Raw genomic sequence first — 13,976 nt, forward strand, 5'->3', positions numbered from 1 at the left:
GATGATTTAGAACCTGAAATTGATGTTGAACAGGAATTGCCTGTTATTGGGATACTTGAAATCCGATACACCAGGCGTTGCAAAGGAAGCAGGCGTGATGGTGGTTTGCGGATCCTGACCCACAAAATCCGTGAACGTATGCAGGTTATCCGCACTCAGCGAAACGGTGATGCCTTCCATCTTCAGTTTGCGCACATAGCTGTCCGGTATACTATAGGAAAGCGTTACGTTGCGGATCTGAAGAAAACTGCCATCCATCAGGAAGCGGCTGCTCGTTTCAGTAGAATTGGCCGAATTCTGCGGACTTGGGTTCGTGGCCTTATCGCCGGGCTTCGTCCAGACGCTGTATCCTGAAGGCAGCACTATCTGATTCAGGTAAGGTTCGGAACCATCATTCATCACAAAGCGAAGATTATTGCTGAACACTTTGTTGCCGTAGAGATAGTAAGCGTTCACACTAAGTGAAAGATTTTTGTAGCGGAAAGTATTGGTGATACCGCCCTGGAACTTCGGCAGCGCGGAGCCCACTTCCTGGAATGAAGCCAGCGCATAATCAGAAGTCAGTTCTTTTCCGGTAACATTGCCATCAGCGTCTTTGATCACGCGCTCCCATTGCGGTGCACCGGTCTGTTCATTCACACCCATCCATTTGGGCATGTAGAACTCATAGAGGTTACCGCCATTGCGATAGATCTGGGAGATGGCCCAGGAGCCGGTCTTGATGATCTCGGCAGGCAGTGCTCTCAGTTTATTGCTGTTGAAGTTGATATTGAAATCAGTATTCCATTCGAAGTTCCTCGTTTTGATATTGGTGCTGTTGATGCCGATCTCGATTCCCTTGTTCACGATCTCGCCCACATTCTCCCATCGCTGCTCAAAGCCCACTGAAAGTGGCTGCGACACCTGCAGCAACAGATCTTTGGTAACGTTATGATAAGCGTCTACCGTGAGGTTCACCCTGTTGAAGAGACTGATATCCGCACCTACATTGATCTGGTGCTTGCTTTCCCAGGTGAGGTTCGGGCTGGGCAGTTGCAGCGGAACTGCGCCCACAGCTGAATTATACTGTGCACTCAGAGAATACAAACCGAGGTAACGGGCAGCACCGATATCCTGTGTGCCGGTAACGCCATAGCTTGCACGAAGTTTCAGGTAATTCACCACATTTTTGATGTTGAAGAAATCTTCATTGCTGGCGATCCATGCGGCAGACACGGAAGGGAAATTCGCGTATTGGTTGCCGGGAGGAAAATTGGAAGATCCATCCACCCTGAAAGATCCAGTCAGGAAATATTTACCGAGATAATTGTAGTTCACCTGTGAGAGGAACGACTGGATATAAGCTTCATTTGTGTACCCCTGAACAAGTTGGCTGTTACTCACTACATTCAATACTTTCAAACCGAGCGGCAATCCCTTGCCTGAGCCACCCAGCACTTCAAATTTGCTGCCTTCATAAGCCACGCCGGCCAGACCACTGATGCCGTGATCACCATATTTGAGATTGAACTTTAAGAGGTTGTTGCTGATGACGCCGTAATTCAGTGTGCTCAGCTCATCCAGGAAGCCATTGCCATGATAAGTACCGGCAGTGGAAGGTGAAAAGAAATTGGAGCTCTTGTTGTAACCCGCTGCCAGCCTGTTGGAGCTGGAGAAAGAGAGCCAGGGAGTGATATCCGCATTCAGTGCAAAATCATAGTTCACATCGAAACCTTTGTAAGGGTGATCTGAGTTGTTGATGGTATGCACGGGGTTGATCTTATCGCGGCTCCACCATTTGAAAGTGGAATTGCCATCTACGTAACGGGGCCTGCCAACGCTGTCGTATGGATTATCCCAGGGCAGGTTGAGGTATGCATAGTAGATATCCATATAATCGTAACTGTTGCCGGAGGATGCGCTGATATTGATATTGTTGGTAACGCTGATCCATTTGGCAAAGTTGTGGGTAACGTTGGCGCGCAGGTTAATGCGCTGGAATCCGGTATTCATGAAGGTTCCCTTTTCATTGTAGTAGGAAACACCGGTATAGTAATTCGATTTCTCTGTGCGGCCTGCAAAGCTCACATAATAGTTTTGCATGAAAGCATTGCTGAAGATCGTGTTCTGCCAGTTGTAGTCCTGGTCGCGGAGACTGAGTGGTCTTTCAGCATAGAATTTCAGCAGGTCGATCTTGTAGGAATTATCTGATTCACCGGGGATATAATCACGATAGAATTCTTTCTGATAATCGTACAGTTGGTTGCCATTCATCATTTCCATATTTCCGAAATCCGCTTTGCGGAAGCCGGTAGTGACTTTGGCTTCGAAGCGGTTCCTGCCGGCTTTGGCTTTCTTGGTGGTAACGATGATAACGCCTGCATTGGCCTGTGAGCCATACATGGCGGTAGCGCCTGCGTCTTTGAGTACTGTAACGCTTTCCACATCATTGGGGTCATAGTTACCGCCGATAACCCCGTCCACCACAAAGAGCGGGCTCTGGGATGCATTTACGGAAGAGATGCCGCGGAGCCTGATCTCAGGCGCAGCACCGGGAACACCCGAAGCAGCCACTACCTGGAGACCTGCCACTTTACCCTGCAGCATATTGCCGATATTGTTGGTGGTTACATCTTTCAATTTTTCAGAGCTCACCACAGTAACGGCGCTGGTAAGCTCGCCTCTTTTTTTGTTGTTGTAACCTACAACGATCACTTCACCCAGCTCTGCATCATTCTTGCTGAGCCTGATAATTACTTCCCTGTTGTTGGGACTTACTTCCACTTCAATGGGAGCATAGCCGATAGAAGTAGCGAGCAGTGTGAATTTTTCGGCGGGCACCCGGAGCGTGAAATTGCCGTTGTCGTCGGACTGGGTGCTTGTTGTGCCGGAGCTTTTAACGGAAACAGTAACGCCGGCGAGGGGTTGTCTGCCGGCTGCATCGATTACCCTGCCTGTAATTGTGCGTTCCTGCGCTGATAACGCAGAACTGCATAACACAAGCAACATAACCAGTAGTGTTTTGCAAGTGGACATAAGCAGTCTAATTTGAGATCGTGATGAAATCAGAAAACCATTGGCTAACTGTAATTTGGTGTTTATTTCGATAGAAAAATCACACAAACGGTTGTGTTAATTTTGGGCTGGTCAGCGGCTTAAACGCCGAAATCCCTGCTCAGGCCAAATACCGGCGTACGCTGCTTCCATTTACCCCGTGTGAAATCCGGGATCAGTACCGGCTTTGATCTTTGCGCGATCGACCGCTCCGACAACGGGCTCAGCACACTCCACATGGCGGCATCATAGATATCCATCAGGAGAGCTTTCTTATGTAACACACAATCAACAAACTCGCGGATGATGAAATAGTCCATCCCTCCATGGCCGGAGGAATTGGCCACTGCATCATACCTGCTCCAGTAAGGATGATCAAATTCCCTGATATAGTTTTCAACGGGCTCGTATTCATGCGGCTTCGGGCTTCGTTGTTGCAGATACACACCCTGCGCTTCGTCCGTCCAGATACCTTCCGTTCCCTGGATACGGAAGCCTAGTGAATAGGGCCTGGGACTGGAAGTATCGAAAGTCATCTTGATCACTTCACCATTGGCGCATTGGATCAGTGAAGTGACCACATCCCCGCATTTGAATTTCACTTTTGCATTCGGATGGCCGGCACCGCCCTTCTGCACAATATAATTATGCAGGCTTGCCGAAGGCGATGCCATTGCCACCATCTGTGTGAACTGATTTCCTCTTGTGATGTTCAGCATATTGGCAACCGGACCGATCCCGTGTGTGGGATAGAGATCGCCATTTCTATCAATATAATGTTGAGTACGCCAGCGTGCCTCATTGATTCCCTTATCACCAAACTCCACTCCACCCCCGATCATGTTCATGCCATCATTGAAGAGCACTTCCCGGAGATCGTGCTGATAGCCGCATTCAGCATAGGTGATCTGTCCGAACAATCCCTGCCGCGCCATATTGAGCATCGCCATCACATCACGGCGATAACAGACATTCTCCAGCATCATATAGGGAGCTCCGGTCTTTTCCTGCACATTCACCAGTTCCCAGATCTCAGCTACAGTAAGTCCCGATAATACTTCGCAACCGGTGTACTTTCCTGCTTTCATACTGGACACAGACATGGGAAGATGCCATTCCCAGGGAGTGGAGATGATCACAGCTTCCACATCATCCCTTTCTACAATTTTTTCGAAATCCTTTTCACCTGTATAGTATTGCGGATCTTTCAATCCGTGATCTTTCATGATCTTTTTTACATTATCGATGGCCTTTGGATCGATGTCTGCAATGGCCACGATATTGCTATTGCCCTGCTTCACCGTTTCCAGCAGCAGTCCTGCACCACGCATGCCCACGCCAATAAAGGCAAGACCAGCTTTCTTATCAGTATGGAACACTGATTTACCCGTTTGAGGAAGCAGGGTAACACCTGCGCTGAGTGCGGCCATACGGGTGAGGAATTTTCTTCTTTGCATACAGTTCAGTTTGGTGGTGATTCAATGATGATCAGGACCAGGCTTTGCGCAGGAAGCGAAGCCAGTTCCTGTAAAAGATATTTTCGATGTCTTCCTGGTTGTAGCCGCGCTGACGCAACATTGGCGCGAGTCCCTGAAGATCTGCGATCGAATCCATCTCGTATGGCGCCTGTTCTTTTCCGAACATGCCGTCCAGGTCGCTGCCGATGGCAATGTGCAGGCTGTTGCCGGCGAGCTGACAGATATGATCGTAATGATCAATGAGCTTGTGCAGGTTTACATTTTCTTGTTTGGGATCGGAAATGCCGCGCTGCCAGTTATTGGTGAGCATCCAGGTATCCAGTACACCGCCGATCACGGCATCACGCTCTATCAGTGCTTTGATCTGATCGTCCGACAATTGCCGTTGGTGCTGCACCAGTTTGCGGGTGTTATGATGACTGGCCCATACAGGCCCTTTGAAGATCTGCAGCGCCTGATCAAAACCCTCATCCGTGAGATGGGTAACGTCCAGGATCATGCGCAGGTTATCCATTTCCCTTACCAGTTCTTTTCCCATTGCAGTGAGCGGGCCTTCCATACCAGTTCCCGGCGCATATCGGCCGGGACCGTAATGTGCAGGCCCCAATGCACGAAGGCCGTAAGCATAAGCTCTTTCGAGATAGCTCAGGTTGATGAGAGAGTCCGCCCCTTCAAGACTGAGGATATACCCGATCTTCTTTGATGAATCAGGTATTTGTTCATCTTCCCAGTATGACAGATGTGCTTCCAGTGCATTCAGGTTGCGGATCTGTATCATCTCATCAGCGGCTTCCATGGCTTTGTACCAGGCAAGCTGTCCCTGGGTTTGAGCCCATGCCTGTTCGGGTGAGTGCCATCCGGGCAGCGTACTGTTTCGATCTACATACCGGGCGATCTGCGTGGCTACTACCAACCCCACCCTTCCCTTGCGCAGTTCAGGTAGGGATACCATTCCTTTAGCGCGATCGAGTTTGTCTGTTTGGCCTTCTTCGCGCTTGCGCAATTCCTTAACCGGCTCACGCAGGTTACGGTTCCATTCAAGGGCATTCATGGCAAGGTCGAGATGCGCGTCAATGATCAAAGGTGATTGCATATCAGATGGAAGCTTGTTGTTTTACGGCCAATTGTTTTTTTACGATGTCAGCAGGATAACGAAGGGCCAGTTCACGAATCTCATAACTGAAACGGATGAACGTTTCTTCCCAGAGCTTTGCCTCTTCGGGTGTGTATTCATAAAATCCTTTGGCATTGGCCACTCCACGGCCTCCTTCTTTCACTACTTTATCTATGAGTTCAGGTACTTCCTGGTTATTACTGAGAGTGGGAAAGAGATCTTTCATAACGGTATGATAAGCAGGCACACCTGTCAGATCCATCCAGCGGAAGATGCCCACTAACGTCATCCAGTAGCCGGCATTGTTGCGGCAGGCGCGGTCCACATCTTCGATGGTGGCATAACCGTTCTCCACCAGGTGGAAGCCTTCCCGATACATCGCATACATGAGACGGTTAGTGATGAAGCCACGGATATCTTTCCTAACCAGTGTGGGCTCCTTGCCCCATTGTTGCGATATTTCGTAGAGCTGTTCTCCCTTGCTCACATCGCTTTGCTCCCCGCAGATCACTTCGAGGAAACGGGTAGTATGCGAGGGTTCAGCCCAATGCAGCCCAAAGAAGCGTTCAGGGTATAGCGTATGCTGTTGCAGGATGCTGATGGGAATAGCGGAGGTATTACTGCACAGTAAAGCTTCCGGAGCAATCACTGATTCTATTTTTTTATACACCGATTCTTTGATGGGTAAATTCTCTATCGTGCATTCGATCACCAGTCCGCAATCAGACAACAATCCATAATCTTCCGTAATGGTAAGCTGCTCAAAAAAATGACCCGGCGGAAATGGCGTCAGCTTCTCTTCCCTCGATGTCTGCAAATGTTCATGTATCCTGTTGGACGCATGTTTGAGATCATCTTTCAAAGGCGCTAAGGCAACAACAGAATGACCGGCCATCAGTAGGCAGGTGGTGATGCTGCAACCCATCAAACCCAATCCCACAACGCCAACCAACATTTTCTGCGAATCAAGCATTTGTTCCATAAGTCGACTGTTTAAATGGTTAGTGTTTATCGGGGTTTCCGCGCAATGGCATCGATCTCTACCTTGATATTGTAGCCAAGCCCGGATTGTACTGTAGTGCGTGCAGGTTTCACGCCGCTGAACCATTTGGAATATTCCTGGTTGAAGCCAGCGAATAAATTGATATCAGACAAATGCACATTGCATTTCACGATATCATTCATGGTGCATCCCGCTGCACGGAGAATACTTTCGATATTGTGCATGGTGAGCTTTGTTTCTTCTTCGATGCTTCCCAGCTTGAATTCACTGGTGGTGAAATCGATAGGCCCCTGCCCGCTTACATAAACCCAGCCATCGATTTCCACAGCTGCCGAATAAGCGCCGGTTGTAAAGCCTTTCCCGGCATTCTCCGGGTGAATGATCTCCTGTTTCATAGTAGTGATTTTCTGTTTTCTATTTATTTTTTTGCGATGTTCATTCTGCCATCACATTCTCAGTATATCCCAGTTGTTCGATCTCTGTTCTCACAATATCTCCGGGTATCAGCCAGTTCTTTTCCGGCAATCCCATGATCACGCCTTCGGGCGTACCGGTGAGAATGAGATCTCCCGGACTGAGCGTCATATAGCGGCTCAGCTCTTCGATGATAACGGCCACGGAAAAGATCATATCGCGGGTATTGGAATGCTGACGGATGATGCCATTGCGATAACATTTCAGTTCCAGTTGCTGCGGATCGGGGATCTCATCGGCAGTAACCAGGTATTGCCCAAGCGGCAGGAACTTATCAGGTGTTTTTCCGATCAGCCACTGCGATGTTTTGAATTGCAGATCGCGGCAACTCAGGTCATTGGCTACACAATACCCGAAAACATACTGCAATGCGTTTTCTCTTTTTACATTTTTACATTCCGTACCTATCACCACGCCCAGCTCCACTTCATAATCGAACTGCACACCTGCATTGCCCAGCGGAACTGCTTCACCGAAATCAGTCAGTGTATTGTTGAATTTGGAAAACACAACCGGGGATTCGGGAATGGGCATATTGCTTTCGATGGCATGTTTCCTGTAATTAAGACCAATGCAAATGATCTTTCCCGGATTTGGCACACAGCTCGCAACCTGCAACGAAGAAAGGGGTAACAGGAATTCAGGAAACTCCTTCGCCTTAACCATCAACTCACGGAGTGCAGGCAGGGCCTCATTCCTGAGCGGACTGCCATTGAATGCCGCTTGCCCGTTCCGTTGCCGGTATGCGTCCGCGTCTATAACCCCGGACTCAGTGATGATGCCCGGATGTAACTGTCCTTGTTTTTTGAAGTATGCTATTTTCATTTTGATATTATTAGATCAGTAAGTGGCACGACCTCCGGACAGGTCGAAAGTGAATCCGGTGGTGAAACTGTTCTGCGGAGAAACGATATAAATGGCGATGCCTGCAGCTTCTTCGAGTGTGCCACAACGTTTCATCGGTATCTTGTCGGTCATATACTTCACCTGTTCCTCCGGCATCGCATCTACCAGCGCCGTGCGAATCACGGCAGGCGCCAGTGCATTCACAGTGATACCCGTTTCTGCATATTCCTTTCCCTGCACTTTGGTCATGCCGATCACGGCTGCCTTGGATGCGGAATAAGCCAGCATGCCTGCATTACCTTCCTTTCCTGCAATACTGGCCACATGCAGCACACGACCATAATTATTGCGCAGCATCCAGGGCAGAGCATATTTGGAAGTATGATAACTACCCATGAAATTCACCTCGAATACAGTTCGCAGGTTAGCGGATTCCACCAGGTGACTTTTGGTATTGGTGATACCGGTAATGCCGGCGCTGTTCACCAGTATATCGATGCGGCCATACTGATTGCCGGTAGCATCCATCAGTAATTGAACAGCCTGCTCATCAGTGATATCGATGGCATGTCTGCTGGCATCCAGCTGATCGGTGGCCTGCAACAAAAGCTCCTGGTTCTTATCGATCAATACCAGTTTCACTTTATATTGCGCTAACTGCTGTGCTATTGCTAAACCCAGTCCGGATGCGGCTCCGGTGATCACCGCCACCTGGTTCTCAAAATTCAGGTCCATAGAAGATAATTGTGTTGATGCAAAATACAGGTCTCCCCGATCCAAAATTTTTGCAACCGGTTGTCTGAAATTATTTTACACAACCGGTTGTTTTGATGAAAGGCAAGGTGGGCAAGGCTGTTACCTCATCACTGCAGCCTTATTTTCAGTATATTTAGAGGGAGAAGCTGCAAATATGGAATCCAGGAAAACAACAATAGTAGACATTGCCAAACAACTGAATATCTCCAAGTCCACCGTGTCCCGGGCGCTCAGCAATCATGCCAGCATCGGGCTAAGGACAAAGATGCGGGTGCAGCAACTGGCGGCTGAACTCAACTATGAGCCCGACCTCACCGCCATCAATTTCAAACAACGAAAGAAATTCCTGCTGGGTGTTGTATTGCCATCCATCTCTCATGAGTTCTTCTCTTCCATCGTCAGCGGCATCGAAGATGTTGCGTATAACAAGAATTATACTTTGTTGCTCGGACAATCACGCGATGATGAAGGCCGTGAAAAAAGAATTGTGGAAACGATGAAAGACCACCGTGTAGATGGTATGCTGATCTCCATCTCCAAGAACACCACCAATTATGATCACTTTGAAATGTTGCGGAAGAACAAGATCCCTGTTGTGTTCTTCGACAGGATCCCCAACATGAACAATATCCATTACATCGCCAGTCAGCTGGAATCTGGCATGAGAGAAGCAGTGAACTTCCTGGTAAGAAAAGGACATAAGCATATCGCCCTCATCAATGGTCCAACCAATCTGCCTGCCAGCAAAGAGCGTTTACAGGGTTTCGAAAATGCGTTGAAGAAGAACCGCATCAAACCCAACCCCGATTATGTTGTATATTCTGATCTCACACAGGAAGGGAATATTGCTGCCACGCATTCCCTGCTATCCCTGAAACGAAGGCCTGACGCCATTATCGCATTCAATGATTATGTAGCAATGGATGCCATCCAGCAGGCGAAAAAAGCAAAAGTGAAAATCAATAAAGATATCTGCTTCATCAGTTTTGCCAATGAAGCTATCTGTAATTATATGGACCATCCGCCGATGGCCAGCATCGAACAGTTCCCTTATCAGCAGGGAGAAAAAGCCACGGAGATCTTATTGAACCTGCTGGAAAGTCCTGCGGCCGAAGCCGATGAACAGGAACCTACTTACCACAATATCCTGCTGCCTTCACAGCTGGTGGTTCGTATCAGTAAATAACTAACATACAAACCGTTGATATTCCAACGGTGCTACACAACCGGTTGTGTGAAAAAAAATCACACAACCGGTTGTGTTTTTTGTGAATTGATGTTATTGGCTATTTTGGTATCAGCAGCACTTCTCCTACCCATCAGGTCACTTCACATTCGTTCATCAAACAAAAAATCTATGTTATGAAATTTACGATTTCTGTGATCCTTTGTTTCCTGCTGGCAGGCAGCGTCACGCAGGCAGCTCCAAGAGAGTACTATGTTGATATCAATGCGCCCACCATGGGTGATGGTTCCATCGGCAGCCCCTGGAACGATCTCACCGCCGCCATTTACTGGTGGGGCAATGTAGACAGTACCGATGTAATTGTACATCTCCGCGCAGGCACTTACACACTCGCTGCGGGAACTCCCATCTATATCGGTGCAGACCGCAGCGGTAACAGCGGACATTATTTCATCCTGAAAGCTTACAATAATGAACAAGTGATCATCGACGGTTCATTGCAAACAGCAGCTTTCTCCAGCCTGGTTAGTATCGTGAATGCGAAGTATGTCAGGCTTCAGGGACTTACCTTCGCCAATCTCAATGGCATCACGGGATTTGGCGTTTTCATGAGCGGTAAATGCCAGCACGTTGAATTACAGGATTGCACTTTTTCCAACATGAGCTGGAACACCGATCACTCTGAAGCCAAATATCCAACCGGCGCAGATTATATGGTGCCTGTTCGTATTCATGGAGACAGCTCCACTGCGCTCTCCGATATTGCGATCAACAATACCACCTTCAATACTATCGCACCGGGTGTTGGCGATCTGGTGCTGGTTTCAGGAAATACAAGCAATATCACACAGACCAACAACTCGCTGGTGAATATTATCCGTCAACAACCAAGAACAGAATTCTATGTGAGCAATGCCGGAAGCGATGCTACAGGCAACGGCTCCAAAGCCAATCCCTGGAAAACACTCAGCTTTGCGCTTAATGTTGCAGGTTATGATTTCTCTACCATTCCCGCTACTCTGCTGGATTCCAACCTGACTATCTATCTCCGTGAAGGAACTTATTACCCCGTTACCAATGGTTACTGGATCGGCGACAATCGTGGCGCCAATGGCAAATGGCTTACCATCAAAAATTATGGAACAGAAACTGTGGTAATCGATGGCAGCCAGCTCACCGCCAAATATGCATTCATCTTCGCTATCTCCGGCGCCAAATACATCCGCATAGACGGATTGAATATCGGGAACCTCGAAAATGATTCCACGCTCAGTTCCGGTGGCCTGAAAGATGTTCGCTATGGTATCATCGTAACCGGCGCAGCAGGTTATATAGATATCCGCAATAATGATATCTACAATATGTACTGGAGCAGGGATACCAATAAGATCAAGAATCCCGGTCCCACGGATGTACTCAGCGCTATCAGCGTTCTGGGCACCACCAACATACCCATCACGCATCTCAATATCGAGAACAATACGGTGCATGATATTGTGCCTGGCTATGCAGAAGCCATCGCCATTAACGGCAACGTGGATACTTTCAGCGTGATCGGCAATGAAGTGTATGATATCGCCAATATCGGTATCGTATCTGCCGGCAATTACAAGTGGGTACTGGCTAACAATCCCGGGTTACTGCCGGTCAATAACCAGTCGAGGAATGGCCTGATAAAAGACAATGAAGTTTACAGGTGTTTATCACCGATAGCAATATCAGCAGGGATCTATCTCGATGGCTCTAAGAATATCACTGTAGAAGGAAATGAAAGCTATCTCAATGGTGTAGGTATCTCTGTGGGTAATGAACAGGACAGTAGCGTTGGTACGGGGCATCTCGTGAAAGAGAATACTTTGTATCATAATCTTGGTTCAGGTATTTATATCGGTAGCAATAATTTTTCTTCAAAGGTTACCAACAGTGTGATCAAATGGAATAGTATCCAGAACAACTACCATATTGATTCTACCTTGTATCGCCGTACACAGGGAAGGTATGGTATTCTCAATCCTGCTAACCGCTGGGCGGAGATCGTTGTGAACCGCGCCGAGAATATCACCTTTGAAGAAAATGAGATCACATCATTATCCGATATTATGTCCGCCTTTGTATTCGGACAAACCGGCCTGGTATTCCGGTATAATGAATACTTCACTGCATCCAATGATCCCTGTAATGTTTATTTTGTGAGAGATACCACCAATGATGGCGTTCCCGATGTGTTCTACAATACTTTCCATATGTATGCGAAGAAGATGAATATCGATAAAACATCTACGCTGGGCGGAGTTGCCTACAATTCATCCGGCTGCGGAACAGCGTTGCTGGCGGCGCCTCCGAAAGAAGCAACATTGGAAGTAAGCAGTTTCCCCAACCCTGTGACCGATAAACTGGGCATTCGCATCGTGCAATCCAAAGCCGGTACGGTACAGGCAAGCTTGTTTGATCTGAGTGGCAGACTGGTGATGACGCAAACAAAACAATTGCCTGCTGGCGTTCAATTCCTGGGATGGAATAATCTCAAACAACAACAGCTGATTCCAGGTGTGTACCTTTTGCATGTGAAGTCGAATGATAAGAAAGAAGTATTGAAAGTATTGGTGAGATAAAGGCAGGTTACAATTATTCGGAGGCTGGCAGTTGCTCGCCTCCCGGCGAGTGACTTTTGTTTAGTCGCCTCCGGCGACGCGGTGTTCGCCGGAGGCGAACAATTATAAGTCACTCGCCGGGAGGCGAGCAACTGGGCACACTCCGATCAATATCTTCAGCTATTCCTCACGCTGCGCATGGATCGTTTCCCGAACCTTTCATAACATGCTTTTTCCAGCATTTCCCTGTGATCGGGATGTGCAAGTCCGATCAGCAATTGCGCTCTCTGCTGCATATTCTTTCCAAACAGATCGGCAATCCCATATTCCGTTACCACCCAATGTACATGACCACGGGTAGTTACTACTCCGGCGCCCTCTTTCAAAAAAGGAGTGATGCGCGATATACCTTTACGTGTAGTGGATGGCATGGCTATGATAGGCATGCCGTTCTCGGACATACTTGCGCCCTGCATGAAATCCATTTGTCCGCCAATGCCGGAAAATTGATAGGTACCGATACTGTCTGCGCAGATCTGCCCGGTGAGATCGATCTCGATGGCGCTGTTCACGGCCGCCACAGCAGGATTCTGGCGGATCACACTGGGATCGTTCACATATCCGATATCCATTACTACGATAGAAGGATTATCATCCACAAAATCATACAGTCTCCTGGTGCCGGTGAGAAAAGAAGTGACGGAACGGCCGGGATTCAGTTTCTTTTTGCTATTGTCTATTATTCCTTTTTCTATCAGTGGAACAACCCCATCGGAGAACATTTCAGTATGCAGTCCAAGATTCTTATGACCACGAAGATTCTTCAGCACCTGGTCAGGAATGCTGCCGATACCCAGTTGCAGTGTAGCTCCGTCCGGGATCAGCGAAGCCACATGCTCACCAATCTTTGCACCTGCTTCGTCTGATTTGGTGGAGTAGTTCACTTCTGGCAATTCCTGAGCCTGATCCACCAGTACATCGATCTTATTCACATGTACGATACCGTTGCCATGCGTACGCGGCATCAGCGGGTTTACCTGCGCAATCACATAGCCAGCGGTATCCACTGCTGACCTGGCAATATCCACCGATGTTCCCAAAGTACAGAAGCCATGCTTATCGGGTGGCGATACCTGGATCAGCGCTACATCGATGGGCAGGATCTTCTTCCTGAACAACTGCGGGATCTGTCCCAGAAACACGGGCACATAATCGCCTCTCCCTTCATTCACCACTTCGCGCATATTCGCAGACACAAAGAGGGAGTTCATGAAAAAACTGCTCCGGTATTCTTCCCGCATCAGGTTGAGCTCACCAAGTGTAGTGATGCTCACCAGTTCCACATCTTCCAGCGAAGCATGCCTGTTCAGCAAAGCTCTCACCAGGTGCAATGGCGTTGCCGCACTACCGTGTACAAATACACGATTTCCTGATTTGATCACCTGAACAGCTTCTGCTGCAGTTCTGTATTTATGTTGATACATCATAATAAACC

General features: G+C 48.2%; 10 protein-coding genes. 2 read left to right on the forward strand and 8 right to left on the reverse strand.

Annotated elements, in window-relative coordinates; genetic code table 11:
- Positions 1–6: 6 nt before the first annotated feature.
- The 7 genes from FSB84_RS30390 to FSB84_RS30420 all read right to left on the reverse strand — a co-directional run bounded on the left by FSB84_RS30390 (position 7) and on the right by FSB84_RS30420 (position 8,683).
- Positions 7–2,988 carry a SusC/RagA family TonB-linked outer membrane protein gene (locus tag FSB84_RS30390; protein WP_225979933.1) on the reverse strand — a complete coding sequence of 994 codons (2,982 nt, stop codon included), beginning with the start codon at positions 2,986–2,988 and terminating at the stop codon, positions 7–9.
- A gap of 146 nt (positions 2,989–3,134) precedes the next feature.
- Positions 3,135–4,490: a Gfo/Idh/MocA family protein gene (locus FSB84_RS30395; RefSeq protein ID WP_130543609.1), complete on the reverse strand. Its 1,356-nt coding sequence runs from the start codon at positions 4,488–4,490 to the stop codon at positions 3,135–3,137.
- A gap of 31 nt (positions 4,491–4,521) precedes the next feature.
- Entirely contained in the window at positions 4,522–5,604 is a 1,083-nt protein-coding gene (locus tag FSB84_RS30400; RefSeq protein WP_130543608.1) for a dipeptidase, read from the reverse strand.
- Position 5,605: 1 nt separating this feature from the next.
- The gene (locus FSB84_RS30405) at positions 5,606–6,607 is read right to left on the reverse strand and encodes a 3-hydroxyacyl-CoA dehydrogenase family protein (RefSeq protein ID WP_225979934.1); all 1,002 of its coding nucleotides are present in this window, start codon (positions 6,605–6,607) and stop codon (positions 5,606–5,608) included.
- A gap of 26 nt (positions 6,608–6,633) precedes the next feature.
- Positions 6,634–7,023 carry a RidA family protein gene (locus tag FSB84_RS30410; protein ID WP_130543607.1) on the reverse strand — a complete coding sequence of 130 codons (390 nt, stop codon included), beginning with the start codon at positions 7,021–7,023 and terminating at the stop codon, positions 6,634–6,636.
- 40 nt (positions 7,024–7,063) lie between these two features.
- A complete protein-coding gene (locus FSB84_RS30415; RefSeq protein WP_130543606.1) occupies positions 7,064–7,927 on the reverse strand; it encodes a fumarylacetoacetate hydrolase family protein in 864 nt (287 codons plus the stop codon).
- Positions 7,928–7,942: 15 nt separating this feature from the next.
- Positions 7,943–8,683 (reverse strand): SDR family NAD(P)-dependent oxidoreductase, encoded by a 741-nt coding sequence (locus FSB84_RS30420; protein WP_130543605.1) that lies wholly within the window; start codon positions 8,681–8,683, stop codon positions 7,943–7,945.
- A gap of 175 nt (positions 8,684–8,858) precedes the next feature.
- Between FSB84_RS30420 and FSB84_RS30425 the strand changes: the two genes are divergently transcribed.
- Together FSB84_RS30425 and FSB84_RS30430 are read left to right on the forward strand one after the other, a co-directional pair.
- Complete coding sequence (locus FSB84_RS30425) at positions 8,859–9,890, forward strand: LacI family DNA-binding transcriptional regulator (protein ID WP_130543604.1); 1,032 nt, start codon at positions 8,859–8,861, stop codon at positions 9,888–9,890.
- Positions 9,891–10,066: 176 nt separating this feature from the next.
- Positions 10,067–12,502 (forward strand): T9SS type A sorting domain-containing protein, encoded by a 2,436-nt coding sequence (locus tag FSB84_RS30430; protein WP_130543603.1) that lies wholly within the window; start codon positions 10,067–10,069, stop codon positions 12,500–12,502.
- Positions 12,503–12,657: 155 nt separating this feature from the next.
- Here the strand turns inward: FSB84_RS30430 and FSB84_RS30435 are convergent, their stop codons facing one another.
- Positions 12,658–13,968, reverse strand: a complete 1,311-nt coding sequence (locus FSB84_RS30435; RefSeq protein ID WP_225979935.1) for an acetyl-CoA hydrolase/transferase family protein — start codon at positions 13,966–13,968, stop codon at positions 12,658–12,660.
- Between the last annotated feature and the right edge of the window lie 8 nt (positions 13,969–13,976).

Source organism: Pseudobacter ginsenosidimutans (assembly GCF_007970185.1).
Taxonomy (GTDB): Bacteria; Bacteroidota; Bacteroidia; order Chitinophagales; family Chitinophagaceae; genus Pseudobacter; species Pseudobacter ginsenosidimutans.

What these genes read in the sequence shown, in the direction of transcription:
- FSB84_RS30435 (WP_225979935.1), bottom strand. Translation starts at nt 13,968, where the DNA reads ATGATGTATCAACATAAATACAGAACTGCAGCAGAAGCTGTTCAGGTG.
- FSB84_RS30415 (WP_130543606.1), bottom strand. Translation starts at nt 7,927, where the DNA reads ATGAAAATAGCATACTTCAAAAAACAAGGACAGTTACATCCGGGCATC.
- FSB84_RS30410 (WP_130543607.1), bottom strand. Translation starts at nt 7,023, where the DNA reads ATGAAACAGGAGATCATTCACCCGGAGAATGCCGGGAAAGGCTTTACA.
- FSB84_RS30430 (WP_130543603.1), top strand. Translation starts at nt 10,067, where the DNA reads ATGAAATTTACGATTTCTGTGATCCTTTGTTTCCTGCTGGCAGGCAGC.
- FSB84_RS30405 (WP_225979934.1), bottom strand. Translation starts at nt 6,607, where the DNA reads ATGGAACAAATGCTTGATTCGCAGAAAATGTTGGTTGGCGTTGTGGGA.
- FSB84_RS30420 (WP_130543605.1), bottom strand. Translation starts at nt 8,683, where the DNA reads ATGGACCTGAATTTTGAGAACCAGGTGGCGGTGATCACCGGAGCCGCA.
- FSB84_RS30395 (WP_130543609.1), bottom strand. Translation starts at nt 4,490, where the DNA reads ATGCAAAGAAGAAAATTCCTCACCCGTATGGCCGCACTCAGCGCAGGT.
- FSB84_RS30425 (WP_130543604.1), top strand. Translation starts at nt 8,859, where the DNA reads ATGGAATCCAGGAAAACAACAATAGTAGACATTGCCAAACAACTGAAT.
- FSB84_RS30390 (WP_225979933.1), bottom strand. Translation starts at nt 2,988, where the DNA reads ATGTTGCTTGTGTTATGCAGTTCTGCGTTATCAGCGCAGGAACGCACA.
- FSB84_RS30400 (WP_130543608.1), bottom strand. Translation starts at nt 5,604, where the DNA reads ATGCAATCACCTTTGATCATTGACGCGCATCTCGACCTTGCCATGAAT.